Source organism: Streptomyces cynarae, assembly GCF_025642135.1.
In the GTDB taxonomy this organism is placed as follows: domain Bacteria; phylum Actinomycetota; class Actinomycetes; order Streptomycetales; family Streptomycetaceae; genus Streptomyces; species Streptomyces cynarae.
Genome location: NZ_CP106793.1, coordinates 3,930,161 through 3,956,931, shown reverse-complemented (window position 1 = coordinate 3,956,931; position 26,771 = coordinate 3,930,161). Strand labels below are relative to the sequence as shown.

29 protein-coding genes and 2 pseudogenes are annotated in these 26,771 nt (G+C 69.6%); 17 read left to right on the top strand and 14 right to left on the bottom strand.

Annotated features, from left to right (window positions below; translation table 11 throughout):
* The first annotated feature begins 58 nt into the window (after window positions 1–58).
* A pseudogene (locus N8I84_RS18130) lies at window positions 59–1,290 on the top strand (MFS transporter).
* Here the strand turns inward: N8I84_RS18130 and N8I84_RS18125 are convergent.
* Window positions 1,235–1,468, bottom strand: a complete 234-nt coding sequence (locus N8I84_RS18125) for a DUF397 domain-containing protein (protein ID WP_263230513.1) — start codon at window positions 1,466–1,468, stop codon at window positions 1,235–1,237. The pseudogene N8I84_RS18130 and the gene N8I84_RS18125 sit on opposite strands and share 56 nt — an antisense overlap.
* A gap of 22 nt (window positions 1,469–1,490) precedes the next feature.
* On the opposite strand from N8I84_RS18125, the gene N8I84_RS18120 reads away from it, so the two are divergent.
* Window positions 1,491–1,919, top strand: coding sequence for a DUF1203 domain-containing protein (locus N8I84_RS18120; protein ID WP_263230512.1), 429 nt, complete (start codon window positions 1,491–1,493; stop codon window positions 1,917–1,919).
* 13 nt (window positions 1,920–1,932) lie between these two features.
* Here the strand turns inward: N8I84_RS18120 and N8I84_RS18115 are convergent, their stop codons facing one another.
* Window positions 1,933–2,604 (bottom strand): nucleotidyl transferase AbiEii/AbiGii toxin family protein, encoded by a 672-nt coding sequence (locus N8I84_RS18115; protein ID WP_263230511.1) that lies wholly within the window; start codon window positions 2,602–2,604, stop codon window positions 1,933–1,935.
* Between the two features lie 281 nt (window positions 2,605–2,885).
* Between N8I84_RS18115 and N8I84_RS18110 the strand changes: the two genes are divergently transcribed.
* From N8I84_RS18110 to N8I84_RS18095, 4 genes are all read left to right on the top strand, one after another.
* Window positions 2,886–3,443, top strand: a complete 558-nt coding sequence (locus N8I84_RS18110; protein WP_263230510.1) for a DinB family protein — start codon at window positions 2,886–2,888, stop codon at window positions 3,441–3,443.
* Window positions 3,444–3,529: 86 nt separating this feature from the next.
* Window positions 3,530–4,099, top strand: a complete 570-nt coding sequence (locus N8I84_RS18105; protein ID WP_263230509.1) for a DinB family protein — start codon at window positions 3,530–3,532, stop codon at window positions 4,097–4,099.
* A gap of 293 nt (window positions 4,100–4,392) precedes the next feature.
* Window positions 4,393–4,890 (top strand): SigE family RNA polymerase sigma factor, encoded by a 498-nt coding sequence (locus N8I84_RS18100; protein WP_263230508.1) that lies wholly within the window; start codon window positions 4,393–4,395, stop codon window positions 4,888–4,890.
* A gap of 80 nt (window positions 4,891–4,970) precedes the next feature.
* Window positions 4,971–6,260: a hypothetical protein gene (locus N8I84_RS18095; protein ID WP_263230507.1), complete on the top strand. Its 1,290-nt coding sequence runs from the start codon at window positions 4,971–4,973 to the stop codon at window positions 6,258–6,260.
* 304 nt (window positions 6,261–6,564) lie between these two features.
* Here the strand turns inward: N8I84_RS18095 and N8I84_RS18090 are convergent, their stop codons facing one another.
* The 4 genes from N8I84_RS18090 to N8I84_RS18075 all read right to left on the bottom strand — a co-directional run bounded on the left by N8I84_RS18090 (window position 6,565) and on the right by N8I84_RS18075 (window position 10,635).
* Window positions 6,565–7,578 (bottom strand): aldose 1-epimerase, encoded by a 1,014-nt coding sequence (locus N8I84_RS18090; RefSeq protein WP_263230506.1) that lies wholly within the window; start codon window positions 7,576–7,578, stop codon window positions 6,565–6,567.
* 14 nt (window positions 7,579–7,592) lie between these two features.
* Window positions 7,593–8,372, bottom strand: coding sequence for an ATP-binding cassette domain-containing protein (locus N8I84_RS18085; protein ID WP_263230505.1), 780 nt, complete (start codon window positions 8,370–8,372; stop codon window positions 7,593–7,595).
* The gene (locus tag N8I84_RS18080; protein ID WP_263230504.1) at window positions 8,369–9,403 is read right to left on the bottom strand and encodes an ABC transporter permease; all 1,035 of its coding nucleotides are present in this window, start codon (window positions 9,401–9,403) and stop codon (window positions 8,369–8,371) included. Before N8I84_RS18080 ends, N8I84_RS18085 begins: the two co-directional genes overlap by 4 nt.
* Window positions 9,404–9,507: 104 nt before the next feature.
* Window positions 9,508–10,635, bottom strand: coding sequence for a substrate-binding domain-containing protein (locus N8I84_RS18075; protein ID WP_263230503.1), 1,128 nt, complete (start codon window positions 10,633–10,635; stop codon window positions 9,508–9,510).
* 148 nt (window positions 10,636–10,783) lie between these two features.
* Here N8I84_RS18075 and N8I84_RS18070 point away from each other — a divergent pair, with 148 nt between their 5' ends.
* On the top strand, window positions 10,784–11,842 hold the full coding sequence (locus N8I84_RS18070; RefSeq protein WP_263230502.1) for a LacI family DNA-binding transcriptional regulator: 1,059 nt from the start codon (window positions 10,784–10,786) through the stop codon (window positions 11,840–11,842).
* 36 nt (window positions 11,843–11,878) lie between these two features.
* On the top strand, window positions 11,879–12,379 hold the full coding sequence (locus N8I84_RS18065) for a carbohydrate kinase family protein (RefSeq protein ID WP_263230501.1): 501 nt from the start codon (window positions 11,879–11,881) through the stop codon (window positions 12,377–12,379).
* Window positions 12,380–12,499: 120 nt separating this feature from the next.
* On the opposite strand, the gene N8I84_RS18060 is transcribed toward N8I84_RS18065, so the two are convergent.
* Complete coding sequence (locus tag N8I84_RS18060; RefSeq protein ID WP_263230500.1) at window positions 12,500–15,025, bottom strand: GH32 C-terminal domain-containing protein; 2,526 nt, start codon at window positions 15,023–15,025, stop codon at window positions 12,500–12,502.
* 276 nt (window positions 15,026–15,301) lie between these two features.
* Here N8I84_RS18060 and N8I84_RS18055 point away from each other — a divergent pair, with 276 nt between their 5' ends.
* The 4 genes and pseudogenes from N8I84_RS18055 to N8I84_RS18045 all read left to right on the top strand — a co-directional run bounded on the left by N8I84_RS18055 (window position 15,302) and on the right by N8I84_RS18045 (window position 17,671).
* Window positions 15,302–16,348, top strand: a complete 1,047-nt coding sequence (locus tag N8I84_RS18055) for a LacI family DNA-binding transcriptional regulator (protein ID WP_263230499.1) — start codon at window positions 15,302–15,304, stop codon at window positions 16,346–16,348.
* Window positions 16,349–16,399: 51 nt separating this feature from the next.
* Complete coding sequence (locus tag N8I84_RS43145; RefSeq protein ID WP_390899037.1) at window positions 16,400–16,717, top strand: VOC family protein; 318 nt, start codon at window positions 16,400–16,402, stop codon at window positions 16,715–16,717.
* 68 nt (window positions 16,718–16,785) lie between these two features.
* Window positions 16,786–17,148 (top strand): annotated as a pseudogene (locus N8I84_RS18050) (ferritin-like domain-containing protein); the annotation flags it as partial.
* A gap of 169 nt (window positions 17,149–17,317) precedes the next feature.
* On the top strand, window positions 17,318–17,671 hold the full coding sequence (locus N8I84_RS18045; protein WP_263230498.1) for a VOC family protein: 354 nt from the start codon (window positions 17,318–17,320) through the stop codon (window positions 17,669–17,671).
* Window positions 17,672–17,870: 199 nt separating this feature from the next.
* On the opposite strand, the gene N8I84_RS18040 is transcribed toward N8I84_RS18045, so the two are convergent.
* From N8I84_RS18040 to N8I84_RS18025, 4 genes are all read right to left on the bottom strand, one after another.
* Window positions 17,871–18,539: an HAD family hydrolase gene (locus N8I84_RS18040; RefSeq protein WP_263230497.1), complete on the bottom strand. Its 669-nt coding sequence runs from the start codon at window positions 18,537–18,539 to the stop codon at window positions 17,871–17,873.
* Between the two features lie 158 nt (window positions 18,540–18,697).
* Entirely contained in the window at window positions 18,698–19,102 is a 405-nt protein-coding gene (locus tag N8I84_RS43140) for an MmyB family transcriptional regulator (protein ID WP_390898911.1), read from the bottom strand.
* Between the two features lie 203 nt (window positions 19,103–19,305).
* On the bottom strand, window positions 19,306–19,530 hold the full coding sequence (locus N8I84_RS18030; RefSeq protein WP_263230496.1) for a cold-shock protein: 225 nt from the start codon (window positions 19,528–19,530) through the stop codon (window positions 19,306–19,308).
* Between the two features lie 28 nt (window positions 19,531–19,558).
* The gene (locus N8I84_RS18025; RefSeq protein ID WP_263230495.1) at window positions 19,559–20,179 is read right to left on the bottom strand and encodes a suppressor of fused domain protein; all 621 of its coding nucleotides are present in this window, start codon (window positions 20,177–20,179) and stop codon (window positions 19,559–19,561) included.
* A gap of 294 nt (window positions 20,180–20,473) precedes the next feature.
* Here N8I84_RS18025 and N8I84_RS18020 point away from each other — a divergent pair, with 294 nt between their 5' ends.
* The 4 genes from N8I84_RS18020 (at window position 20,474) to N8I84_RS18005 (ending at window position 23,265) form a co-directional block, all read left to right on the top strand.
* Window positions 20,474–20,806 (top strand): WXG100 family type VII secretion target, encoded by a 333-nt coding sequence (locus tag N8I84_RS18020; RefSeq protein WP_263230494.1) that lies wholly within the window; start codon window positions 20,474–20,476, stop codon window positions 20,804–20,806.
* Complete coding sequence (locus tag N8I84_RS18015) at window positions 20,803–21,939, top strand: WXG100-like domain-containing protein (RefSeq protein ID WP_263230493.1); 1,137 nt, start codon at window positions 20,803–20,805, stop codon at window positions 21,937–21,939. The genes N8I84_RS18020 and N8I84_RS18015 overlap by 4 nt, the downstream gene beginning before the upstream one ends.
* Before the next feature lie 24 nt (window positions 21,940–21,963).
* Window positions 21,964–22,194 (top strand): hypothetical protein, encoded by a 231-nt coding sequence (locus tag N8I84_RS18010; RefSeq protein ID WP_263230492.1) that lies wholly within the window; start codon window positions 21,964–21,966, stop codon window positions 22,192–22,194.
* 726 nt (window positions 22,195–22,920) lie between these two features.
* A complete protein-coding gene (locus N8I84_RS18005) occupies window positions 22,921–23,265 on the top strand; it encodes a MerR family transcriptional regulator (RefSeq protein ID WP_263230491.1) in 345 nt (114 codons plus the stop codon).
* A 294-nt stretch (window positions 23,266–23,559) separates the two neighbouring features.
* Here the strand turns inward: N8I84_RS18005 and N8I84_RS18000 are convergent, their stop codons facing one another.
* Window positions 23,560–23,706 carry a hypothetical protein gene (locus tag N8I84_RS18000; protein WP_263230490.1) on the bottom strand — a complete coding sequence of 49 codons (147 nt, stop codon included), beginning with the start codon at window positions 23,704–23,706 and terminating at the stop codon, window positions 23,560–23,562.
* Between the two features lie 75 nt (window positions 23,707–23,781).
* On the bottom strand, window positions 23,782–24,003 hold the full coding sequence (locus N8I84_RS17995; protein ID WP_200420795.1) for a hypothetical protein: 222 nt from the start codon (window positions 24,001–24,003) through the stop codon (window positions 23,782–23,784).
* A 429-nt stretch (window positions 24,004–24,432) separates the two neighbouring features.
* On the opposite strand from N8I84_RS17995, the gene N8I84_RS17990 reads away from it, so the two are divergent.
* Window positions 24,433–24,696 carry a hypothetical protein gene (locus N8I84_RS17990; RefSeq protein WP_263230489.1) on the top strand — a complete coding sequence of 88 codons (264 nt, stop codon included), beginning with the start codon at window positions 24,433–24,435 and terminating at the stop codon, window positions 24,694–24,696.
* 181 nt (window positions 24,697–24,877) lie between these two features.
* Here the strand turns inward: N8I84_RS17990 and N8I84_RS17985 are convergent, their stop codons facing one another.
* Window positions 24,878–26,464, bottom strand: a complete 1,587-nt coding sequence (locus N8I84_RS17985; RefSeq protein WP_263230488.1) for an FG-GAP repeat domain-containing protein — start codon at window positions 26,462–26,464, stop codon at window positions 24,878–24,880.
* Between the last annotated feature and the right edge of the window lie 307 nt (window positions 26,465–26,771).

The window sequence follows — 26,771 nt, the reverse complement described above, 5'->3', positions numbered from 1 at the left end:
TTTCGCACGTACGCGAAACAATAACGACCACCCGCGACCTCCTGCCCACACTCCCCGCATGCGCAGCTACGCCGACCTCTTCCGCACACGGGAGTTCACCCCGCTGTTCCTGTCCTCCGCCTTCCAGACGGCCGCCTCGACGCTCGGCGGCCTGGCGCTCGGCACGCTGGTCTACCGGGCCACCGACTCGCCCCTGCTGTCCGCGGTGAGCATGTTCGGCCCGCAACTCGCCCAGGTCGTGGGCGCGACGACCCTGCTGTCGGCGGCCGACCGGCTGCCCCGCGCGCGACGACCGCGGGCATCGCGAGCGCCTTCGCGGTCGGCACGGCGGCGATGGCGGCGCCCGGCCTGCCGATGGGGGCGATCTTCGCGCTGGTCCTCCTCCTCGGCCTGATCCAGTCGCTCGGCGGCGGCGTCCGCTGGGGCCTGCTCAACGAGATCCTGTCCAAGGACGGCTACCTACTGGGCCGTTCGGCCTTCAACGTGGTGAACGGCCTGATGCAGATCACCGGTTACGCGACGGGCGGCCTCCTGCTGGCGGTGCTGTCCCCGCGGACGACGCTGCTGACGGCGTCCGCGCTGTACCTGGCGGCGGCTGCGACGGCCCGCTTCGGCCTGACCCGCCGCGCGCCGCGCAGCTCCGGCCGCCCCTCCGTCGCGCAGACCTGGCGCACGAACGCGCTGCTGTGGTCGTCACCGGAGCGGCGTACGACCTACCTCCTGCTGTGGATCCCGAACGGCCTGGTCGTGGGCTGCGAATCGCTCTACGTCTCCTACGCACCGGAGCACGCGGGCGCTCTGTTCGCGTGCGCGGCGTTCGGCATGTTCGTCGGTGACGTGACGACGGGACGCCTGCTCCCGCCCGCACTGCGCCGCCGCCTCGGCATCCCGTTCCTGCTGCTCCTCGCGACCCCGTACCTGCTGTTCGCCCTGCACCCCTCGGCGCCGGTGGCGGCGGCCTGCGCGGCCCTGGCGTCGGTCGGCTTCGCCGCGAGCCTGATCCAGCAGGAGCGCCTGATGACCCTGACCCCACCGGATTTGAGCGGCCACGCCCTCGGACTGCACTCGGCGGGCATGCTCACGATGCAGGGGGTGAGCGCGACGCTGGCCGGTACGGTGGCTCAACTGACGTCACCGGGCCCGGCGATGACGGTGATGGCGGCGGCCTCCCTGACGGTCACGCTGACCCTGGCGACGACCCGCCGCCGGCCCACGCCCGTGCCGGAGCCCGAGGTCAGCCCCGACGCGCGAGTGCGAGGAAGCCGGCCCAGGAGTCCCGGGGGACGGTGAGGCCTGCGGTGCGCTTGGAGTCGCGGACGTGGATGGCGTAGGGGGGTGGGGACGCCGCCCAGTCGGTTCCCGCCTTGCTCGGTGCCGGCGAACGCCATGTCGGATACCAGCCAGCGTGAAGCGCACGGAACCGAGAGTCTGGACGGGTGACTGTGACATCGTCCGCGGCATTCCGCATCCATCCGATTCCCGCTGAGGCATTGGACAACGTCCGCGCCGGCGGCGTCGACGCCTCGGGTCATCCCGTCGAGCGCATCACCGCTGAGGGCGGCGAGCCGCTCCGATGCTGTCTGCGCGACGCAAGGCCCGGTGAGAAGCTGCTGCTCTTCGGGCACCAGCCGCCGCTTCCGGCCAGTCCCTACCGCGAGATCGGGGCCGTACTCGCCCATGCCGAACCCTGCGCGGGCCCGGCCGACGTCACCGGCTACCCGCCGGATTGGCGCGGACGCCCGCAGGTGCTGCGGGCGTACGACGAGCGCGGATGGATCCACGACGCGACCATCGTGCACGACGGCCGGCACCCCGAAAAGGTGATCGCTGAACTGCTCGCCGAGCCGGACGTCGTGCAGATCCACAGCCGCAATGTCGCCTGGGGCTGCTACATGTTCACCATCACCCGCCCTGAATGAGGTCGGGGCCGCGTCACTCCTCCTCGGGCGGCTCCCCCTCCACCAGCCGCTCCGCGATGTCGTCCGCCCATTGCTGGGCCCAGCGGTGGAGTTCGTTGATCGCGGTCTCGTCGAGGCCGTAGGCGGCGAACTGCGAGTCGTCGAGCCACTCCGCGCCGGTCAGGCGGGCCTGCAGATCGGTGAGGTCGAAGGTGCCACCGGCATGGCGGCGGGCCAGTTCCTCGAGTTCGGGGTGACTGAAGCGGTCGGAGGCGGCGTGAACGTCGATGAGGTCGCGGGCGAAACCGCGGTCGGCAAGTGCCCGCACCTTCATGCCGACGACGTCTTCGAGGGAGACGGTCAGGCCGAGCTCGGTGACGACCGGCGGATGCCAGAGCGCTTCCTTCAGCACCTGCAGCTCGCACTCCTCACCGGTGGCCGGCTCGGTGACGCCGAGCCGCGCGGCAAGGGGGTCCGTCCCCAGCGGGCGCACGGCCCAGCCCCGCTCCTCCAGACCGGCCCTGACGGCGGAGGTGATCTCCTCCATCGGAGCGGCGCTCTCCGTGGCGACGTCCACGTCGCGGCTGGGCCGGTCCACCAACCCATGTGCCCGCACTGCGTCCCCACCGGCGAGCGCCAGGGCGTAAGGCGCACCGACGGCGAGAACGTCGGCCAGCAGCCGTCGATGCGGTTCAGCGAGCTTCACGCGGTCTCAACAGGGGCAGTCGGGGGTGGGCACGCCCCCGATTATGGCCGTCGTCCCAGCCGGGAGCGCGTCGGCTCGAAGGCGTGGGCGTGTCCGGACTCGCCGCCCGCGTCGGGTGTGCGACTCGCTCGGCGGCGCCAGAAGCCGCGTGGTCCTCGGCGGCTCTCCGGCATTCAGGACAGGCGTTCAGGTCAGGATCAGACCTCTATCGCGCCTACCGTCGCCCCGGCGCACGCAGCGCCAAGCTCCATGCTCACTGGACTCCCAGGAAGGCGGACACCATGGCTTTTGACGAGCCGACCACCCCCGACCAGGCCCACGCGCCGCAAGTCACCGGCGAGCGCGCCGACCTGTTGGCGGTCCTCACCAAGCACCGGGACCTGCTGCGCCTCACCACACGCGACCTCACCGACGAGCAGGCCGGGCGGCGCACCACCGTCAGCGAGCTGTGCCTGGGCGGCCTGGTCAAGCACGTCACATCGGTCGAGCGGACCTGGACCGCCTTCATCCTGGACGGCCCCTGTGCCGTAGGTGACTTCACCGCCATGACCGAGGCCGACTGGGCGCGCCGGGCCGACGAGTTCCGGATGCTGCCCGGTGAGACGCTAGCGGGTGTGCTGGCCGACTACGAGGAGGCGGCACGCCGGACCGACGAGCTGGTCGCCGGCCTGCCCGATCTCGACGCCACCCAGCCGCTGCCCGAAACGCCGTGGCCCCGGCCCGACGAGCGGTGGTCGGCCCGCCGGGTGCTGCTGCACATCATCTCGGAGACCGCCCAGCACTCCGGCCACGCCGACATCATCCGGGAGTGCCTGGACGGCGCCAAGTCCATGGGCTGATGCGTGACCGGCGTCTCGTCCTGACGTCATCGTGACGTCACCTCGAGCGAGAACTCGGTAGCGAACCCGGGCCGTCACCGACGAGCATGCGACGCATGACTGACCAACCCGCGCGATGGACCCAGGCAACCGTCTACCCCGACATGTGGATCGATCCGGACGACGACCCCCGCAACAGCGAAGGCCCCAGTCCGGACGGCGAGCTTGCGACGCTGCAGGACTTCCTGGCGAATTACCGCATGACCCTGCGGATGAAGTGCGAGGGCCTGGATGCGGAGCAACTGGCCCGCCGCTCGGTTCCGCCGTCGACGATGTCGCTGCTCGGCCTGGTTCGGCACCTCGCCGAGGTGGAACGGGACTGGCGCAACTGGATCAGCGACGGTGACCCGCTGCCGAAGCTGTACGGCGAGCGTGACGCGGACTTCGACGGAGCTGTCGCCGAGCAGGCCGTGGTCGACGCTTCCTACGCCGATCTGGAGCGTGAGCAGGCCGCGACCGACGCCGCGCTGGCCGAGCACCCGGACCTGGGCGAGCGTCTGGGCAAGGACAGGATCGCGGTCCGGGAGCTGATGGTGCACAGGATCGAGGAGTACGCCCGGCACTGCGGGCACGCCGATCTGCTGCGCGAGTGCGTCGACGGAAGGGTGGGCCAGTGACGAGGACCGTGCGTCTCAGCCGGCCCACCAGCACGTCACCTTGAAGACACCCGCTTGAGCAGTGAGACCGGCCGTCACGGCCGAGCGCTGGGGGCCGCCCACCTCCGTCGCGATCCCGGCGGCGGGGGTGCGCCCCCCCCGCGCACCCTGAGTCTCCGCAAGGTCCCCCTCCGGTCCCACGCGACCTGGCACGGCCCTCGCGCAACCGCGCCCTCGAATAACGTCCAGGTCCGTAACGCACCACCACCCCCACCGCGTGTAAGAGGTGACGTCCGACCACGAAAGGACACACGGTGAGGGAAGCACCCGCGGACTACCTGGAGTTCGCAGCCGCTCGCAGCGGGCCTCTGTTCCGGACCGCCTGCCTGCTCACGGGCGACTGGCACCTCGCCGAGGACCTGGTTCAGGAGACCCTCGCCAAGATGTACCGCTCCTGGCGGCGGATCAGCCGGGTGGACTCCCCGGTGGCCTACGCCGACACCGTGCTCGTGCGGACCTTCCTCTCCCAGCGCCGCCGCCGCAGCTCCACCGAGCGCCCCAGCGACCGGCTGCCCGACGCGGCCGGCCCGGCACAGGACGCGGAGCTGCGCATGGCCCTCCTGGACGGCTTGGCCCGGATGACCGCCAAGGACCGTGCCGTGCTGGTGCTCCGCTACTGGGAGGACCGCTCGGTGGAGGAGACCGCACAGGTGCTCCAACTGTCGTCGGGAGCCGTGCGTGCCCAGAGCATGCGCGCCCTGCAGCGGCTGCGCGCCCTGCTCGGCGACCAGTTGGCCGACCTGGCCGCATGACCAGCACGGACTGGCGGCGCGGCGCGCACTCCCCGTCCCGCCCCGGGTCCGACCGACGCCCCAGACGAACGGAGACTCCCATGTCACCCAACGAGGACTTCGAGGAGCGGCTGACCCGCGCCATGAGCCGCGCCACCAGTGAGTTCCCGCCCCACTCCGCCGACCTGGTGCGGCGTTCCATCGCCCGGGGCCGGCGGATGCGGCTGATCCGCGCCACCCAGGTCGCCGCCGCCGCGGCCGCCTTCGCGGTGGTCGCCGCGGGCGGCACCCTGATGGTCACGGACGCCTTCGGCAGCGGGGGCGGTGGCGCGCCCGAGCAGTTGAGGCCCGGCGGGCCCGTGCACTCCACCGAGCAGTCGCCCTCCCGAACACCGTCGTCCATCAGCGCGGAGGAGATGGTTCGCACGCTGAAGAGCCTGCTGCCGCCCGGCGGCACCGTCTCCGCAGCCTCAGGCAGGGGTTCCGACGGGGGCGGCCCCGTCGTCTGGCCGGCCGCCAAGCTCACCTACTCCACCGCGAACGGGTCCTCCGGCATCGACATCGCCGTCGCGCGGCTGGATGCCGGCGCAGCCGACGGCCGGCAGGGCGAGGGCGGCTGCCTTCCGGTGGAGGTGCGCCCGTACGACAAGTGCACCACCCGGAAGCTCCCGGGCGGCGCGGTGCTCAACACCACGGAGTCGTTCACCTACCCCAACAGCGACACCGGGCAGAAGCGCTGGTACGTGGTGCTCACCACCCGCGACGGGGCGCAGCTGACGGTGCAGGAGTTCGGCGGTGGCGGTGAGAAGGGCTCGGCCTCCGGAGCCGACCCCCTGCTGTCGATCGCCCAGCTGACCTCCATCGTGCGCAGCCCGGCCTGGGACAAGGCGATCGCCGCGCTGCCGGCCCCGGAGGAGGCCCCCTCCGCGACTCCCTCCGCCGGCGACAAGCGGGTGCCGGGCGCGCGCTTGACCGAGGTGCTGAAGTCACACCTGCCCCGGGGCGGGACCGTGTCCGACGTGAACGCCGATGAGGCGCTGGTCCAGCTGGTCTACGACGACGGCCACGGGAAGAACATGGTGGAGGTCGACGTGCAGTACGACCAGGCCGCAGCCCTGGCCGGGCACATGGGGTGCGCCGATGTCTCCGGTGAGTGCGAGGCCACCACCCTGGCCGACGGCACCAAGGTGAAGAAGGTCAAGGGCCAGTCGGAGAAGGGCGGTTCGGCCGCGGTGTGGCTGGTCGACACGCTGCGGCAGGACGGTCGCCGGGTGGCGGTGCGGGAGGTCAACTCGTACGCGGAGAGCGCTCCGGTGACGCGACCGCAGCCGGCGCTGAGCATGGACCGGCTGCTGGCCATCGCGCTCGACAAGCGGTTCTTCACCGGCTGAGTTCGGGCCCGGCTCGGGCACGCTTCTCGGGCACGGCTCCACAGCACGCCTCTCGGGCACGGCTCCGGCACAGTCCGGGCCGAGGGCGCGCCCATGAGCCTCCTCCGCCCCCGCCGGTAGGGTCATGCCTCCCGCAGCGCAGGGGCGGGGCACTCGCCCGAGCCCCGGACGATCAGCCGGGTGGGGATGATGATGAACTCCCGAGGGGTGTGCTCCGGCACGGCAGGCAACTCCCAGAGCATCAGCTGCGGTCCGCGGCGGGAAACCGCCCCACACCCGCTCGCGGACGGGTGAAACGGGGAGCTCAGTGCTCGGGGGACACGTAGGTGACGCCGAAGCGGAATTCCCGTTGCCGGCCGGGTTCCAGGGACAGCAGGGTGGTGTGTTCCGGGCGGTTGAAGGCGTTGGTCATCGTCTCGACCGGTTCCAGCGCGATGGAGGCACGCCGGTCACGTGCCAGGGTGTCTCCGGTGAACACGTGCATGTACCCGCCGTACTGCCACACTCTCAGTTCCTCACCGGTCGCCGGATCGCTCAGTACTGTCTGGCCCCGGCCGCCGGGACCGGGGCACAGGTCCGCGTAGCAGGCGTCGATGACGGCGTCGCCCAGCCGTCTCGGCGTACGGAAGTCCATGTCGGGGCAGCGGTCCAGGGGCAGCAGGGCGTCCCCGCCGCGCAGGGGGATGAGGGAGGCGTCCGTGCGGATCAAGGTGTGCGCGGGGATGTGCAGGACCAGGTCGTCGATGGGCCGGGAGAGGGTGAAGTAGGGGTGCCAGCCCGCCGCGTACGGGGCGGTGGTGTCGCCCACGTTCGTGGCCCGGATGCCGATGCCGAGCTCGTGGCCGGTGACTGTGTACTCCACCTCGAGGTCCAGGGCGAACGGGTAGCCGGGGTACCGGTCCGGTCCGATGCGCCCGGTGCGCAGCAGCAGGTGCGCGGAGTCGGACGTCGCGGTGGCACCGGCGAGTTCGAACGGCGTCTCCCGGGCGAAACCGTGGTAGATCGTGCGGTCCCCGAGCCGGCCGGGCAGCAGGTCGTGGTCGCGGCCGCTCCAGCGGTAGCGGCCGTCGGCCACGCGGTTGGGGAACGGGGCGAGCAGGCCCGCCCGTACGCCGTCCTGCGACAGCAGTTCGGCCTCGTCGCGGTAGCCGTCCGTCAGCTCCTTCGGCTGCCCGGCCGCTCCGCTCCTGACCTGCCAGCTCAGAAGCGTCGCCCCGCGCAGGGCGAGGACGGCGAACACGGAGCCGTCCGGTGCGGAGACGGTCACGGTGGGTTCGCCGCCGAGGCTGCCTTCGGCGATCCGGTACTCGGCGGCCATCCCGCCCCTTCCCCTCAACCGGCTTCCGGGGCGAGCTTCTTCGCCCCCGTCATGATGGCGACCGCGTCCTCCATGGAGTGCGACTGCGGGGTGATGACCCCGGCGCAGGCGCCGAGACGCTGAATGTGGATGCGGTCGGCGACCTCGAAGACGTTGGGCATGTTGTGACTGATCAGGATGACGCCCAGGCCCTGGTCCCGCAGGTCGCGCACCAGGCGCAGCACCTGACCGGTCTCGCGGACGCCGAGGGCGGCGGTCGGTTCGTCGAGGATGACGACGCGGCCGCCGAAGGCGCCCGCCCGGGCCACGGCCACCGACTGGCGCTGGCCGCCGGAGAGCGTCTCCACGGCCTGGTTGATGTTCTGCAGTGTGCTGATGCCCAGCCGCTTGATGTGCTCGGACGCCTGACGCTTCATCTCGCCGGTGTCGAGCATCCGGAACACCGAGCCGAGCGGGCCCTTGCGGCGTATCTCCCGGGCGAGGAACAGGTTGCTGGCGATGTCCAGCGCCGGGGCGACGGCCAGGGTCTGGTAGACCGTCTCGATGCCGGCCTCCCTGGCGTCCTGCGGCCGCTTGAAGTGGACCTCCTTGCCGTCCACGAGAATGCTGCCCTGGTCCGGGACCAGCGCCCCGGAGAGCGTCTTGATCAGCGTGGACTTGCCGGCGCCGTTGTCGCCGATGACGGCGAGGACCTCGCCGGTGTAGAGGGTGAGGTCGACGTTGTTCAGGCCGACGACCTTGCCGAAGAGCTTGACCAGGCCCCTGGCCTCGAGGACGGGTGCGCTCTGGGTCACGACTTCACCTTCCGGATCCACTGGTCGACGGAGACAGCCGCGATCACCAGGATGCCGACCGCGAGTACTTGGTAGTTGGGGTCGATACCGGCCAGGGCGAGGCCGTTGACGAAGACCTGGACGATGAGCGCGCCGATCAGCGAGCCGACCACCACACCGCGTCCGCCGAACAGGCTGGTGCCGCCGATGACGACGGCGGTGATGGACTGCAGGTTGGCGTTGAGGCCGCTGTTGGGGTCGCCGCCGCCGACCCGGCCGACCAGGATCCAGGCGCCCACGGCGATGGCGAAACCGCCGACCATGTAGGCGCTCAGCAGCACCCGGTTGACGGAGATGCCGGCCAGGCGGGCGGCCTCGATGTCGTCGCCCACCGCGTACAGGTGCCTGCCCCAGGCGGTGTAGCGCAGTGCGTAGCCCACCACCGCGTACAGGGCGATCATGAGCAGGACGCCGTTGGTCAGGTTCAGCTGGCCGACGGAGACCGTGTTGGCGGTCCACATGAGGATGTTGCCCGGCTGCAGGGCGACGGTCTGGCCCTTGGCGTAGATGAGGGTGATGGCGGTGAAGACACTGAGGGTGCCGAGGGTGACGATGAAGGGCGGCAGCTTGATCTTGGTGACCAGCAACCCGTTGACGGCCTGAGCCGCGATGGCGACGGCCGCCCCCGCCAGCAGCGCGACCGCGCCCGGCAGGTGGTTGTCGGCGACCAGCTTGGACATCAGCAGCGAGGCGAGCACCATGACCGCGCCGATGGACAGGTCGATGCCCGCGGTGAGGATGATGACCGTCTGGCCGACGGCGAGGGAGCCGATGACAGCGACCTGCTGGGCGATCAGCGACAGGTTCTGCAACGCGTAGAAGCGTTCGTTGACCAGGGAGAACACCACGGCGGCGAGCACCAGGACGATCGCCGGGCTCAGTGCGGGCTGGCGGTGCAGTACCGAGTGGATGCGCTGGGTCAGGGTGGCGGGCCGGTTGAGGAACTCCTCCAACGGCGCCGGTGTGGCTTCACTGTCCACGTGAGTGGTCACGGGGTGTCCTTCCGGTTCATTCCCTCGTAAAGGCTCATGGGCTCGTGCGGTGTGGGTGCGCCGCCGGTGTGGACCCACCGGCGGCGCACCCGGCTCGGACCGGGTCAGCTGCCCCAGCAGGCGGAAGCGGCCTGCGACGGGGACTGGACGGTGAGGCCGTCGAGGGACTTGGCGGCGACGAGCGCGGTGCCGGTGTCGTAGAACGACTTGCCGTTGGTCACGCTGGGCTTGCTGCCGCCGCGGGCCAGCTTGGCGATCGAGCTGACGCCGAGCGCGGCCATCTTGCCCGGGTACTGCACGGCGTCGGCGGCGAACTCGCCGCTGGTGACGTTCTTCAGGCCGGAGCAGCTGCCGTCGATCGCGTAGACCGCGACGTTCTTCTCCTTGCCGGCGGCCTTCAGCGCGTTGTACGCGCCCTCGCCGGCGGGCTCGTTGATCGCGTAGACGACGTTGATGTTCGGGTTGGCCGACAGGCAGTTCTCCATCGCGGTGCGTCCGCCGTCGATGGCGCCCTGGGTGGGCTGGTGGCAGGCGATCGTGTACGTGCCGCCCTTGCCGCCGGTGTACTTGCCGCTCTTGGCTTCCTTGCCGTTCTCGGTCTTGCTGCCCGGGTCGATTCCCATGCCCTCCAGGAAGCCGTGGTCGCGGTTGATGTCGACGGAGACGACCTGGTTGTTGAACAGGTCGAGCATGGCGATGACCGCGGGCTTGCCGTTCAGGGCGGCGGCGGCGTACTGACCGATGAGCTTGCCCGCCTGCTCGTTGTCGGTGGCGTAGGTGATGTCCGCGGTGCTGGGCGGGTTGGGCGCGGTGTCCAGGGCGATCACGAACAGGCCGGCCTGCTTGGCGCGGTTCAGCGCGGCGTTCACCGCGTCACCGTTGGTGGTGATCAGGATGCCCTTGTCGCCGCGCGAGATGGCGTTGTCGATGGCGGTTATCTGGGTCTGGGTGTCGCCGTCGGAGTTGCCCGCCGCCACCGTGAGGCTCACGTTGTCCTTGCCGGCCTGGGTCTTGGCGTCCTTCTCCATGCTCACGAAGTACGGGTTGCTGAGGGTCTTCAGGATCAGTGAGACGCCCACCTTCCCGCTGCCGCCCGACGCGGACGAAGAGGCGCTTCCGTTGGAGGAGCCGCAGGCCGCGAGCGTGGCGCCGAGGCACACGGTGATGCCGATCGCTGCCGCCCGGGTGCGCCGACTGCGGCGGCTCGACGCCTGGCTGGTGGAGGTGTTCATAGCTCGATCCCTTTCGGAGCCGTCCTTGGCCGACGCTGAGACAACGTTGACTGACCGGGATACTGGGCCCGTATGGACGAGCGCGTCAAGACGCTGATAGACATGGCCGCGCAACGAGTCGGTAACGCGCAACCGGTTGGAGACAACGATGACTCAAGGCGAGCCGCCGCCACGGTCCCCCCGCAGCCGGCCCACCATGCGTGAGGTGGCAGCGCTGGCCGGCGTGGCCATCAAGACGGTTTCGCGCGTGGTCAACGGAGTCCCCACCGTCGATCCGCTGATCGTCGCCAGGGTCCGCGAGGCGGCCGACAAACTGGGCTACCGACCCAACCTGACCGCCAGCAGCCTGCGCCGCGGGGACGGCAGGACCTCGATGATCGGCATGCTCGTCGAGGACGCCGCGAACCCCTTCTCGGCCGCCCTGACCCGCACCGTCGAGAACGTGGCCCGGGAACGTGGAGTCCTGGTGCTGGTCGGCAGTCTGGACGAGAACGCCGAGCGGGAACGCGAGCTCGCCCAGGCGCTCATCGACCGGCGGGTCGACGGGCTGGTGATCGTCCCCGCGGGACGCGACCACAGCTACCTGATCAGCGAGCAGCGCTCAGGCACCTGCATGGTCTTCGTCGACCGCGAGCCCAGCCTGCTCGACGCGGACGCCGTCGTCTCCGACAACCGGAAGGGCGCCATCTCCGCCGTCGACCACCTGTTGAAGGCCGGCCACCGCCGGATCGCCTACCTCGGCGACCGGGCGTCGATCTCCACCGCCGCCCAGCGATTCGACGGCTACCGGCATGCCCTGGAACTCGCACACATCGACTACGACGACGAGATCGTCCGCCACGTCGGCGCCAGCGAGGAGGCCGCTGTCGCCGCGACCGAGCAGGTCCTGTCGCTGCCGGAGCCGCCCACGGCCCTGTTCACCAGTCAGAACCTGGTCACCATAGGGGCCGTCCGCGCGCTGCGCGCCCTCGGCCTGCAGGACACCGTCGCCCACGTCGGCTTCGACGACTTCCCCCTCGCCGACATCCTCAGCCCGGGGATCTCCGTCGTCGCCCAGGACATCGAGCAGGTGGGCAGCATCGCGGCCGAGATCCTCTTCGCCAGGCTGGACGGCGACCAGTCACCCACCCGTACCGTCACCGTGCCGACCCGGCTGATCGAGCGGGGCTCCGGCGAGATCCCCGCCAAAGGCCACCGCCGTGACTGAACCGACGCAGGCAACGGGGCAGGCTTCCCTCAGACCGTGATCGGCGAGGCCCTCATCGACGTGGTCCGGCTCGAGGCGCCCGGCGACCAGCGCGCCCGGCCCGGCCGCAGCCCCTGCAACGCCGCCGTCGGTCCCGCCCGGCTGGGACACCGCAAGGCGCTCATGACGTGGCTGGGGCACCGCGCAGCACTCATGGCGCGGCCGTCCGACAACACCTTCGGCCTGATGCCGCGCCCCACGCCGCCGCCAACGGGAGCCGAGCCGACGGTCTCCGCCCACGCCGCCGAACCGACCACGTCGGCCGCCGTCTCCATGGACGCGCGTGGCCGGGCACGTTACGGCTTCTCCCCGGACGGCCACCGCCGACTGGCAGTGGACGCGGGGCGAAACCGCCCAGAGCCGAGCCGGGCACTACGCCCGGCCCGGCGCCGTCGAGCGTGCTGGGCGGTTGTGACGCGCTTGGAGGTGACCACGGCGCCTCGGCCGGAGAGCGGCAACGCGCATCCCCTGCGACATGAGAACCCGTGCATTTCCTGACATTCAATGATTGGCGCAGATGTCGGGACGTACTCGGGCAGTACCGCAGTACCGAGCGCATCAGTGTCGAACCGGGGTGTGTTGCCCGGGCCCGATGCGCCGGGCAACACACCGGGGCTGTCACTTCCAGATGGATGCCAGTTGCCAGGCCCGCATGCGGGTGAAAGTGGCGGTTCCGTTCTCGGCGAAGACGTCGACGCCGGTGCTGGACGGATCGGGGAACACCTGGTCGGTGAGGACGACCTGTTCGCCCCGCGCGTTCTCGGCGTAGACCTCGACCGACGAAGCGTCGACAAGGACGTGCAGGCGCAGGGGGCCGCCGTCGAGCGCGAGCGGGGCCCGTTGGACGCCGGCGAAGGTGGGGTCGAAGTCGACCGCGCCGGAGGCGGTGCGGTCCAGGTAGACCTCGCCGGTGCCGGTGTCGTAGCCGATCCGGGTCCGCTGTCCGGCGCCGGTGCGGACGTCGAGGCCGGAGCGGCCGGCGCTGCCCGGGGTGAGTTCGGCCTGGAGCTCGAGGCTGCTGCCGTGGACGCCGAGCGGGGTGGTGGCGTTCGTGACTGTGGTGGCCGGGACCGCCGTGCCGGTACCGCGCAGGGTGCTCAGTTCGCTGATCGGCTGCTGGACCAGCTGGGCCTTGCCGTTCACGGTCCGCAGGGCGAGCTGACGGGGGAAGGTGTCGGCGCTGCGCCAGGGGCTGGTGGGGATGGCCTGCCCGTAGTTCCAGTTGTTCATCCAGGCGACCATGACGCGCCGTCCGCCGGGGGCGTCGTTGTAGGTGTTGGCCGCATAGAAGTCCTCGCCGTAGTCGAGCCAGTGGGCGCGCTGCAGGGTGCTGAGCGCGGGCGTGTCGGCAGGAGTGAAGTCGTCAGCGAGGATGTGGCCCCAGCCTTCGCTGTTGTGGTCGACGATCTGTATCCGGGCCTGCTTGCCGACGAGGTCCTTCAGGTTCCAGGAGGCCCAGTCGAGGGTTTCGCTGTTGGAGCCGGTGGCGGTACGGACGACCTTGCCGTCGACGATGAGGTTGACGGCGGTCTGGGTGTCGCGGGGGGCTGCGGGCTGGTCGGAGAAGACGATGTCGCCGACGGCGATGTGGCCCCAGCCGCTGGAGCCGGTGTTCTGGTCGACGACCTGGATCTGCGCCTTCTTGCCGAGGTAGGCGCTGGTGTCCCACGAGTTCCAGTTGAGGTCGGGGCTGTTGGAGCCGGTCGCGGAGGCGACCACCTTGCCGTCGACGATGAGGTTGACGGCGGTGGGGTTCGGCAGGTCGTCGGGGTGGTACCCCATGGCGGTCTGGAGGTCGATGTACTTGCTGGTGACGGTGAAGGCGGGGGAGGTGATGGTGCCGGTGCCGGGGTCGCCATCGGGGCTGTAGGTGTCGAGGGTCTTGGGTCCGAGTTGGCCGGGGAGGCTCTCGGTGGTGGGTCCGGAGTTCGCGAACGAGCCGGTGGCGGTCCAGCCGTCGCCGTAGGTGTCCCCGGAGAAGTCGGCGAAGACCTGTCCGGGGGGTGCCGATCCGGCGCCGGCGCCGTCGACGTGGGGGTGGTCGCCGCCGCCGACCAGGAAGTTCAGGTAGGGCTTGCTGACGGTGAAGTCCGGTGAGGTGAGAGTGCCGGTGGAGCCGTCGCCGCCGTTGAAGCTGTTGACCAGGCCGGTGCCCTGGTAGCCGGAGACGGCCTGCTGGTCGGGCAGGGTGCCGGTGGCGGGCGCGGTGCCGAAGGCGGTGCCGGTTGCGGACCAGTCGCCGTAGGAGCCGGACTCGAAATCCTGCAGCACGGCGCCGCTGGGCGGGGTGTAGGGGCCGGAGTCGTCGGCGGTGAATCTCTTGCCGTCGAAGTCGCCGACGAAGTACTGGGCGCCGGAACCACCTGCGATGGCACCGGGGTTCAGGTTGACCACCAGCACCCACTTGGTCTTCTTCTGGTCGCCGTCCACGGGCAGCGGGAAAAGGTCCGGGCACTCCCACACCCCGCCGGTCGCGCCGGCCGGGCCGAAGTCGCTCAGACGGGTCCAGTGCTTCAGGTCGGGTGAAGAGTAGAACGAGACCTTGTGCTGGTCGGACAGGGCGACGGTCATCAGCCAGCTGTGGGTGGGGGCGTACCAGAACACCTTGGGGTCGCGGAAGTTGACCGAGTCGAGGTCGAGAACCGGGTTGCCCGAGTACTTCTTCCAAGTGGTGCCGCCGTCGGTGCTGTACGCCAGGGACTGCCTCTGGACGCCGGTGGACTTCACCAGGCTGGTGTAGACGGCGACCAGCGGCGGGTTCTCACTGGTGCCGAGGCCGCTGGTGTTGTTCTTGTCGAGCACCACGCTGCCGGAGAAGACCATCTCGTTCTCGTCCTGAGGGACGGCCACCGGGAGCTGCTTCCAGTGGACCAGGTCGGTGCTGACGGCGTGGCCCCAGGACATGTTGCCCCAGGTGTTGCCGGACGGGTTGTACTGGAAGAACAGGTGGTACTGGCCCTTGTACCAGATCAGGCCGTTGGGGTCGTTCATCCAGTTCTGGGCCGGGGTGAAGTGGAACTGGGGCCGGTACTGCTCGTGGTAGAGGGTGTCGGCCATGGCCGGGGAGGCGGCGACCAGGCCGAGCCCGGACAGGACGGCAAGTGCGGCGAGGAGTATGCGGCGCGGACGAGTGGTTCTGGACATGGCGCTCCTTGGAGGCGTGCGAGCTTCGGCGTAGCGGTAGGGCGGACTGACCCGCGTCGAGTGCGGGTGCGGGCGGGTCTGCCGCGGTCTCGTCCAAGTCCACCGGCGCATCTGCCCGTCGAGAAGGCGCGGCGCCGAGCGGTTCCAGCGGGTGTGGAAACGTTTCGCCGAAACGTACGGGCACCGTGTCGTCAATGTCCAGACTCTGTACGGGAAATGGACGGGATGCCAGGATGAGAACGGCTGCACGATGGCGTGGATCAGAGGGAGAAAACGTTGCCCAGCCCGCAGAACGACACAGGCCGGCGGTCGGCGACCATGCGCGACGTCGCCACTGTGGCCGGGGTGGGGCTCGCCACTGTCTCACGGGTCGTCAACGGCAAGCCCGGCGTCACACCGGACCTGGCGGAACGGGTGACGCGTGCCGCGGAACTACTCGGCTACCGCCATGATCTGACGGCCAGCAGCCTGCGCCGGGCCGACCGCCGTACCCACACCCTCGGCCTGGTCCTGGAGGACGCGGCCAACCCCTTCTCCGCCGCGCTGCACCGCGCGGTGGAGGATGCCGCCGCCGACCGCGGCGTGCTGGTCCTGGCCGCGTCCACCGACGAGGACCCGGTCCGGGAACGGGGTCTGTTGAAGACCTTCACCGCGCGCCGGGTCGACGGCCTCATCGTGGTGCCCACCGGACAGACCGACACCGAGATCGACGCGGCTTGCCGCGGTGGCACACCCGTTGTCTGCGTGGACCGACCCACGACCGTGCCGCACGTGGACACCGTGACGGTGGACAACCGCGCGGGCGTGCGCGCGGCGGTGAAGGCACTGCAGGCGGGAGGTCACCTCCGCATCGCCTTCCTCGGTGACCTCCCCGCGATCTGGACCGCCGAAGAGCGCTACGCCGGGTTCGTGGAGGGACTGGCCGAGGAGGGGTGCATCCTGCACCCCTCCCTCGTACGACGCGGCCTGCACGGCGCGGAAGCAGCACAGGAGGCCGCCCGCGAACTCCTCGCCCTCCCCGAGCCGCCCACCGCACTCGTCTCCGGCCAGAACCTCCTGACCGTCGGCATCCGCCGGACCCTGCAGGAACTTCGGCTGCAGTACCACGTGGCGCTGGTCGGCTTCGACGATCTGCCCCTTGCCGACCTGCTCGAACCCGGCGTCTCGGTGATCGCCCAGGATCCCGTCGCCATCGGCCGGGAGGCCGCGGCCCTGTTGTTCGACCGCCTCGACGGCGAGCGCGGACCCGCCCGTCACCGCGTACTGGCAACCCGCTACCTCGCCCGCGGCTCCGGCGAACTTGGCGCGGCCGTAGACAGCTGACCATCGCGGACCTGCTCAGCAGCGGTCGGGGGCAGGCGCGATGCTCGCAGGATTGCGCCGCGGAGGCCTCGTCGCGGGCTGGAGGCTCCCCGGCCGCAATACGCATCCCGCCAGTTCACCGGCCCCTGGTCGGCCCGCTGCACCATCCGCCGCAGGCACACCGCCGGTGCGCACCCCACCCTCGACGACTACGCACAGCACCACGACATCGAAGCGGAAACCGCGCGCTTGATCGCCCTGGGTGCTGAGCAGGTGTCGCAGTGGCAGGAGTGCCGTGTACTACGAGTGCCTGGCGGTCATTTGGTGTGCGTACCACCTGTGGAGAGCGACCCCGACTCTTTCCGAGAACAGGCGAACGTCTGGCCGTGACGATGCAGTGAGCCAGGCGCCCTGTCCTCTCGAGTGAGGGCGGTGAGGCTTTCGGCGGGCCGGCGACCATGACCGGCGAAGTGGTGGCACTGCGTTATTACCGGGCCCTGCGCGATGGCACCGACGACTCGCTGACTTCGGATGTGGCAGGGCGGATTCTCGCTGACGAGCAGCGCCACGTCCCGCTCCACTGCGAGCGGCTGCACGCCTCCCTGGCGGAGCTGCCCTGCGGGCTGCGCCGTCCGGTGATGTTCCTGTGGCGACGTCTCCTGCTCGCCGTCTCCCTCGTCGTCGCCGTCGACCACGGTCCGGCGCTGCGACGGCTCGGCGTCGGACGCCTGCGATTCATGGCTGATGCCGCGGCCTCGTCCGGCGCGGTCGTCTCCGCGAAGCTGACGCCCAGCCCAGATGCATGGATGAGCGGGGACTGACAACAGACAACCCACCGGTCTCCGCCCCCTCTCCAGGAGAGGCGGGGATACCGGACCGATGACCTGCACCCGCGGCACACGCTTGTCGACCGCTGCTGACGCCTGCATCCGGTACGGCGACCTTTTGTATTGCCTGATTTGAAGCCCTGGCAGCGGCTAGGCTCCGCGGATGACCTTGGAATGGGAGCAGGTAATCGTTCACTCGGTAGATCCGGTGGCCTTGGGGCAGTGGTGGGCCGAGGCCCTTGGGTGGGTCGTGGTCTACTCCTCTGATGACGAGTTCGAGATCCGCCCGGAGCCGGACCGCCTGCCCGGGTTGGAATTCGTCCGGCTCGACGAGAGCAAGAAGGCCAAGAGCCGACTCCATCTCGACTTCAGGCCTGATGACCAGGACGCCGAGGTGGCTCGTCTTGTGGCTCATGGCGCACAGCGTGTCGACATCGGCCAGGGTGAGCAATCGTGGGTCGTGTTGGCAGACCCCGAAGGTAACGAGTTCTGTGTCCTTGGCCAGCGGCGTCAGTAGGCACCCCTGAATACCTGTGGAGCAGGAGACCGGGTCGAAGCCGCTGCGGCCGGAGGCGGGACTCGCCTGATCGAGGGCGAGGTTTGCCGAAGCAGCGAGGGCTCAACCCGGTGAAGGGGGCTGTCCAAGACGGCTCGGACGCCGTGATCACCCCAGCCGCACAGAGATCATCCCAGTTGTACCCGGGGCCGGCGGAGGCTCAGGCCGCGGCATTCCCGTAAGGGGCGGACGCGAAGGCCAGGATGTGAGGAACTGCCTCGCGCAGACTGACGAAATGGCGATGCACGCCCTCAACCGCGGCGGCGGTGTTCACCCCCCACACCGCCATCCCTGCGCGCAGCCCGGACCGCACTCCGGACGGGGCGTCCTCGATGACCAGGCAGTCTCCCGGCTCGGCTCCGAGCTGCTCAGCCGCCAGCAGATAGGGGACGGGGGAGGGCTTGCCCTCCTCGACAGCCGCCGCGTCCACGATCACGCTCGGCACCGGCAAACCCGTCCGCAGGAATCGGCCGCGCACCCGGTGCTCGTAGTTCGAGGTCACCAGCGCCCAGGACTCCGGTGGCAGGCCGTGCAGCAGCTCCGACGCGCCGTCGAAGGCCGCGTAGACGCCGGATCGGACGTCTTCGTCCTCCAGTTCGTGCAGCGTGGCCAGGCACTCGTGCGGATCCCGGTCCGCAGCGACCTGGGCGAACGTCTCCATCGGCCGCGTCCGCAGAGCCACCTGGTAGACCTCGTCCACATCCAGCCCGTAGCGCTCCGCCCAGGTTCCCCAGACCTTGCGCTGGTTGCTCACCGCGTCGATCAACGTGCCGTCGACGTCGAACAGGACGTACTTCATGCGGCCCGGCCGCGTGGGTTCACTGGTCACCCATCGATCATGGCCCACACTTGCGGCCCGTACCGGAGCAACGGCAGCTCGGCTAGGTCCTCGCGGCCGCCCGCGACCACCAGATCACCACCCGCGCGGCCAACGTCCGTGCCGACGCACTGATCAGGAGGCTCCCGGAACGGTCCCGGCAGAGGCTTTCAGCCGAGGCCGGAGCCAAGGGGCGCCGCTACGACGACCGAGTACCGGCCGACATCGCCGACGAGGGACCCGGCCACCTCTGTCTGCTCGTCTGCCGCAACCGCAGCACCGGCGAACTCTGCGCTCCCAACGCCTAGTTCGCCTGGCTTCGCTGCTCTGTGCCGTTGCTTTGGGCTGCAGATTTCGGGGGCGTGCCGGGTGCCGAGCATGTCGAGAAGGACCATGGCGTCGTGGTCGGGACTCGCCGGGTCGGCGTAGTAGGCGACAAGGCGGTGACCGGGGGTGCCTTCGAGCTGCATGGACTGGTAGCCGAGGGTGAGGTCGCCGACTCGGGGGTGATGGAAGTGTTTGGTGCCGGGGCGCCCGGTACCGACCGTCCCGCCCCGGCGCCGATGAATGACCACGGCGGGCACCGCGTACCGAGGTCGACGGAGCGACTGCGGCCGGGAGCTGCTTCGGCGCCGGTGATCACGCCCGTGAACCTCCGGCGCGGCGGGCCAGTCTGCGGGCCCCGCGGCGCAAGTGCCGCAGGGCCCACAGGGGGAGCAGACCTGAAGGGTGATCCCGGAGAAGGATCCTGCGGCGCCCCGGCTGTCAGGTGTGGATGTCAGGCCGACCGAGGCACGATGCTCACTGCCCGGTAGTCGTAGCCGTCCTGTTTGAAGCCGGGGGCTTCCCACTGGAGGTCCACCCGCTGTCCCGGCGACAGCCTGCGGAACCCCTCCATCTCGATGTGGGAGTAGTGGGCCCAGCAACCGCCGGGTGTCTCCGGGGAGTCGAGCACCCCCCACCCTTCCTCGTCGTGCCACTCACGGACGGTCGCCGTCACCATGCCGGCTCCCACAACAGTGACGATCGGCTCATACGGCTCGCGCCGGATCGGTCACCAGCAGTGGATTGCCGGCCGCGAGCGTCTGCAGCACCTGCGCGGTGCTGCTCTCCGTCATGGCACCCTTCTCCTCCGCGGTGACGCCGACGGCCTGCAGGAAGGTGACCTTGCCGTTGGGGGTGCCGATGGTGCCCAACTGCGGGTCGGCAGTGAAGGCGAACACCGTCAGTCCGGTGGGCGGCGCGTCCTCCAGGTGGGGGTGCCCTGTGACCGGCTGGCGGAAGTCGATACGGTGCCCGTCCTCCAGCAGGACCTGGTTGCCGTTCACGTATTTCGCGACTTCCTGCAGCATGCCGTACGGCCACCCGGGTGGCCGCTCCTCATTGCCGCGCCGCACGCGGAGCGTGAGCTCGAAGCCCCACCCCGACCACTCGGGATCGTCGTTCTCGCCGGGGGTGTAGAGCTCGCTCAGCCCGTAGGTCACGTAGTGCCAGTGCCCCTCAGCCGGGTACGCCGAGCACCCCTGGAGCGCACCGCCCTCGAAGCCCTTGGGTGGGAAGTAGCCGACGTGGAAGGGCGTGATCCCCGGATAGAAGGGTGCGAGGGCTGCGTCTATGGCGTCCCAGCCGGGAGCTTCTTCAGTCTGCGTCACCGCCTCATGATGACGGACACCAAGCGGGCAACCCGAGGCTGGGCAGGTCTTGTTCGCTCGTCCCGGAGAGGACGATCTCCACAGCGGCGGCAGGGCCCCGGTGCAGCACGCAAAGAAGTCGCCAACCGATTCTCATGATTTCCGGCGCATGACACCGGCGCCTTCAAGACGGTGGATGTTCTGGCCAAAGGGCTCGACATCATCGTGTCTTGAACCCGCAAACCACCCTTCCCGGCGGATCGCTGCCTCCAGTACTGCTGGTCTGTTCATGTACTCGACGACGGGGGAAGCAGGATGAGCCAGTTCGGTGTCGACCCCGACACCCTGACCGACCTTGCTGGGAAGTTCGACAGGGAAGCGAAGGGCCTCGCGAACCCGGTCGACGACTTCGCGGCGACCGCGTCCGAGGTCGGAGAAGCCTTCGGCCTGCTCGGCGCCTGCGACGGTGCGGCGGAGAAGTACCAGACGCTACTGGACAGCACCGTCAAGGCACTCGGGCACCTGCCCGGGGTGCTCACCAGTGACGGAGTCCGGCTGCGTCTCAACGCCGCCAACTACAAGGACTCGGACCGGACCGCCATGGACCACCTCCGTGCCGCGACCCAACCGGCAGGAGGCCCGGCGTGAGCATCAACAGCTGGATCGACGGCAAGGTCCTGGAGATCCTCCAGGCGTGCGGGGTGGAGCTTCCTGGTGGTGACGGCGCCACGCTCCGTTCGATCGCCCGTGCCTGGGACACCATGGGCACCGAGCTGACAGAGGTCGTGCACGCCATCGACGTGCAGATCCAGGGCGTCGACAAGCAGGGCTGGCACGGTGAGGCGCGCGATGCCTTCGAGAAGCACTGGGGTGAGCAGAAGCACCTCATCAACGACGTCGCGCACAACTTCCACCAGGTGGCCGACGGGCTGCGGGCGTACGCCGACGAGATCGACCAGATCAACGAGGAGATCATCGACATCTGCGTCGAGATCGCCGAGATGGAGGTGGCCGGCGCGGCGCTGTCCTTCTTCACCGGCTTCCTCTCCGACCTCGTCGCGAACACGGCCGTGGCCACGCGGGTCGCCAGAATCGTCGACCTGGTGAAGCTCTTCACCTCGGCCGCCGAGAAGGTGGCGGCCCTGCTGGAGCGCTTCGGTGCGCTCAACGAGGCAGGGGCGGCGAGGCTGGCGAAGCTGGCCGAGTTCGCCGCCAAGTTCCTCAAGAAGGGTGCGGAGAGCTTCGTCACCAATTTCGTGGCGGACTCGGGCAGCATGATGCTCAACCAGGCGCTGAATGGGCAGCCGATCACGGTGGGCCAGGATTTCTCCACCGGCGGCAAGGAGGCCCTGGGCACGGCCGCATTCACCGCAGGCGGCGGGGCGCTGGCCGAGGGCGCCCATCTGACGGGCGCGGCCGGCAAGGTCCTCGGCGGCGAGGGCCGGGTCGGCAGCGCCGTCAACGGCGCGCTGGGCAACATCAGCGGCGGCTTCACGGCTGACGTATGGAACCACCAGGACGGCGCGACCATCGGGTGGGACGCGGCGACGAACGCGCTGACCGGAGCGACCGGAAACGCCGCCAACGACGCCCACTTCCATCACATGGAGGAGCACGGCAGCCTCGGCGGCGAGAACCTCAGCGACAGGGGCAGGCTCGCCGACGCCGCATACAAGAACTCTGCCGGCACCGGCCTCAACACGGCGGTCTACGCGGCGGGCTCCGGCATCGAGTCGGATGCCCAGAACCTCGTCAAGGACACCAAGAAAGCGAGCGAGTGATTCGTGCACGGTGAGCCAGGGGGCATGATCCTTGCCGGGGTCGCGCACAACAACCCGAACTACGACCCCGGCTGGGTTCCCTTCTTTGCGGCGCTCGTCGTGCTCGCGGGGTGCTTGATCGTCCTTGTCGGTGGAGCCATGTCCATCGGTGTGCGGGACCTCGTAGGCCGAAGGAAGTGGGCCGGTTACACGATCGGGCCGATGATCATCACGATCGGCATTGCTGTCGTCGCCCTTGGAGTGTGGCTGTGGTGACCACGTGACGTCGGAGGACCCGGGCCCCGGACCATTCCCGTGCTACGACAGCACCCGAGGAGGCTCTACGGCCGGCAGGCGTTGACCCGAACACCCGACCTGGAAGGCTGCGGGTGTCACGGCCGAGCTCGGCCGTCGCCGACCGGCTCGGGCGCCATGATCCGGGGTGGTGGGGGAGCGGCCTCCGGCGATCACTTGTGGCGCCCGGCATGATCCAAACGAGAGGCCCCAGTCGGGACTCAACCCGGGACAGCATTCTTCCGCATGTCTGTGCGAGAGGAGACCGCGGATCACCCTTGAAGAAAATCTATCGCGGTGACAGTAGACATTGCCTCGTGACGAGGTTACTGTTCTTGTCGTACCAGGAAGTCGAAGAGGGCACGGCAGACACGAAACGGCCGTGCAAGCAGGCCGGCACGAAGCGGCCCATGGGGCCGCGAGCAGTGCCCGCGGTACCAGCAGTACGACGCAGTAACCGAAGGTAAGGAGCAGAACGCCATCAGGATCGCCCGGGCGAGGAAGAAGTCCGCCCGGGTACCGCAGGCCCCGGATTGGAAGGTGGTCCCCGGTCACGCATTCGCGATCCCCGCAGCCCCGCCCTCCCAGGCGGAACCTGCGGACAAAGAGGGCCGGCGCAGTCTGCCGGTAGATGGTGTTGCAAGCTCGGGGCCCGGGTGCCGACACGGCACTCGGGCCCCCCGACGCGTCCCTTGGAAGAAGAGGTCTATGCCCCCTCGCAGTACCCGCCCCGTCACCCCTCTCGATGACGACGACTACCCCGCCTACACCATGGGCCGCGCCGCCGAGATGCTCGGCACCACCCCCGCCTTCCTCCGCGCCCTCGGCGAACACCGCCTGATCAGCCCCCTGCGCTCCGAAGGCGGCCACCGCCGCTACTCCCGCTACCAGCTGCGCATCGCCGCCCGCGCCCGCGAACTCGTCGACCAGGGCACCCCGATCGAGGCCGCCTGCCGCATCGTCATCCTCGAAGACCAGCTCGAAGAAGCCCAGCGCATCAACGAGGAACTGCGCGCCCAAGGCGGCGAGCCACGGCCCAAGACCACGACCTGATCACGAAGGCGCCGGCTGAACGCCCACCGTCAGCGAAGGAGGCCGCCGGCCGGGCCGGGCCTGCGACTGCACGCAGCACGCCGACGCGACCTACACACAACGCCTCCCGGACTCGCCACCAGTTCGCCGCGATCGACGTCTGCCCCAGCACGACACCGAGGACCCCGGCACGCCCGCCGGGGTCCATTCAAGTTCCGGCGAGTCGTCCCGACGCGTATCGGTACGCGGGCTAAGCCGAACCGGCGAGGCAGGCACTCCTCACCGCAGCAGCGGACACGGCGCGGGCCAGTTGCCTCAGCCCGAGGTGGGCTCCTCCGCGTCCTCGATCGGCCAGGTCTCGTCCTGCCCGAAGTCAGGGGCCCGGAAGGGCTTCGTCGTCGGAGGCGGCGATGCTGCGGTGGAGCAGCGGGGTTGCCCGTCCAGGGCGGAGAACAGCGGCATCAGATCGATGAGAGGTCTCTCTTTCGTGACAGGTCCCTGAAGGGGCCTGGTGTGCCGTGACCGGGCACAGCGGTCCTACAGCTTGGTCATCTTCGCGTACGGGCTCAAGATCCGCACTTGTGCCGAGCCGAAATCCACCAGCGTCGCGATTCCGTCCTCGATGCCGATCACCCGGCCGAGGCCGTAGACGTCGTGTGTGACCTGATCGCCCATGGCGAAGTGCTTGGGAGCCGGTGTGACCGGGGCCTTGAAGGGGCTGGTAGGCAGATGACGCTTCGGTGCAGCAGGCTTTGTCATGGCTCAGTATGAGCCTACGCGTATCCCGTTTGCTGTGGCCGTCGGCACAGATCCAGAAGGGAACAACCGCGTCACACCGCTGACCTGCGGTTTCGAGACACGACGAGGCGAAAACTCAACCGCCGTCTCCTTGGCTCACAATGGCTGACCTCGACGTCATCGCCGGCCGGGACCCGTCGACGATCGGCCAGGACACGCTCACCAACGCCGCCACGGGTGCCTAGGTCGACGCCCAGAACCACGGCGTCGACCAATGCCCCGGAGCAGCACGGCAGCCCCCACGGAGAGACCCTCGGAGACCGACCGTGCGAAGCTCACGAACGGCGCCCACAAGAACACCGTGAGCACCACATGCAACACGGGCGTCTACGCCGCCGGCTCCGGTATCGAGTCCGACCTCCAGGACCTGATGAAGGATGAGAAGGACGAGTGAGAGCACCGAGCGCCACCGACCTCGCCGCGGTGCGGACCCCGAACCCGGACCACCCCTACACCTGGGCCAAGTCCTTCGGGCTGCTGGCCGTGATGTTCGGCTTTGTGATCGCGCTGGTCGGGATGTACGCGGTGCGCAGCACATGGCGCAGCCTCGATCCGCAGCGTCGGCGCAAGCACCTGGTTCCGCTCACCGTCACTGCGGGCGTCTTCCTTGCCGTCGGCCTGGCGGTCGCGGCCTTCGGGGTGTGGCTGTTCTGACCGCGGCCCCGTCGGCCCCGGCACGGCACCTGAAACGGCTGAGGGCCGGCTTGGGAGGGCCCCCTGGGCCGGCCCTTCTGTCTGCGCCCCCGGCAGGATTCGGACCTGCGACACCCGCTTCAGGGTCGCCCCTGCTCCGGCACGCGTGCCGTTCGTGCACCGGAGCGTCCGCGACGATGGTTCAGGAGATGTCGTGGTAGCCGTTCCAGCCGCCGGTCCCGATTTCAGTGCGGGTGCCGAAGTGGCCGTTGCCCAGACCCGGGTAGAGCCACAGGCGGCCGGCGGAGTCGACGGCGGCCAGGTCTCCCTTGCCGTCCCCGGTGAGGTCGCCCGGTGCGGCCAGCTTGGTGTAGCCCTGCCAGCCGTAGCCGATGTACCTTCGGCTGCCGAACTTGCCGTTCCCCAGGCCCGGGTACAGGTACAGGGATCCGCCGGGCGTGGTGGCGACGATGTCGGCGATGCCGTCGCCGGTGAGGTCTCCGGCGCCGACGATCCGGTTGTAGGTGTTCCATCCGCCGCCGATGAAGACGGGCTTGCCGGTGACCGCGCCGCCCTTGACCCCTGCGATGAACCACAGGTCGCCGCCCCTGTCACGGGTGATCAGGTCCGCGTGGCCGTCGCCGTTGAGGTCACCGGGGCCGGCCACCGCCGTGTAGTGCTCCGCAGGGAAGCTGGACGTGCCGGTCGCCTCGAGGTTGAGCAGCAAGTCGCCGCTGGTGGTGACAACGAGTCCACTCTGGCCGTTGTCGTCCGGGGCGACGGTGGACGTCATCAGCGGGAAGTCGGCGGGCGTGTATCCGTACCCGATCGTCTGGCGGCCGCTGAGGGTGCCGTTCTCCGACCCTGTATAGGCGTACACCTTGCCCTTGGCATCCCGGCCGATGATCTGCCCCTTGCCGAAGTCCGGCTGGTGGCCTTCGTTTGCGATGGCGTTGTAGCTCGCCAAGCCGGTCGCGACCTGGACCCGACCGGCGTAGCCTCCGGCTCCGTTCGCGTAGTAGGCGTACAGCGTTCCTGCCTCGGTGCGACCGATGATGTCGCCGTGGCCGTCGCCGTTCCAGTCCAGGCCGATGAGCTGGTTGTACACGTTCCAGCCGGTGCCGATCTGCCGTCGGCCGGAGAGCGAGCCGTTCGAGGCGGCGTCGTACAGCCACAGCCGGCCGGACAGGTCGCGCGCCAGCAGCGAACCGCGGGCCGTGCCGTCGAAGCGTGCCGCGCCGATGAGCTGGTCGTAGATATTCCAGTCGGTGCCGACCTGTATCCGCGGCTGGAAGGGGTCGCTGAGACTGTTCCGGCTGGGGTAGTACCAGAGCCGGCCGTGCGTGTCCCGGGCCATCAAATCGGCCCGGCCGTCACCGCTCGGGTCGCCGACGACGATGACCTGGTTGTAGGTCTGCCACCCGCCGCCGAGCGAGATGTACTTTGCGCTGGGCCGGGTGTAGCTGCTGGGGTGAAGCCGCAACTGCCCGGAAGCGGTGACAGCGAGCAAGTCGTCGCCGCTGCCGCCGCTGATGTGGCCGATATCCAGCAGTTGCCGGTACTCGGCCCCGCCCATGGGAACGAGCTCCGAGAAGAGCTGGCCGGTCACAGCGCCCACCGACTTGCTGTACGTCTGCGCGGTCACGCCGCTGGGTTCGGCCCAGGCGGTCGCCGCTGCTGCGTTGCCGGCGGTCGAGACAGTGACAGTGAGGGCGCTCAGGCCAAGGACGGTGCCCGTGGCCAGGGCGACGAGCCGTTCCACGGCCCGACGCGTGCGTATGGGGAACAAGATGCCTCCCTGGAACCGGTGCGCTGACGATGCGCCAGACCGGTGATCCATGTGATCGAGGGGAGGATAGTGCGATCACATAGTGATGATCGATCCAATGTTCCGTAAAGGCGATCGCGCGCGAAGGGCGTCGTCAGCCTGCTGAACTGACGTGGGCTCAGCCCAGCGACCGGGACTATCCGGGAGGGCTCCGACGCCGTGATCAGACCAGCACGGCGGTCGTGGCGATTGGGTGTGCGCTGACGTCCGTTACGACGCAGGTGGGCGTTGCGGCGGCCGCCCCGCCACCTCGATGCCGTTCGTGTCC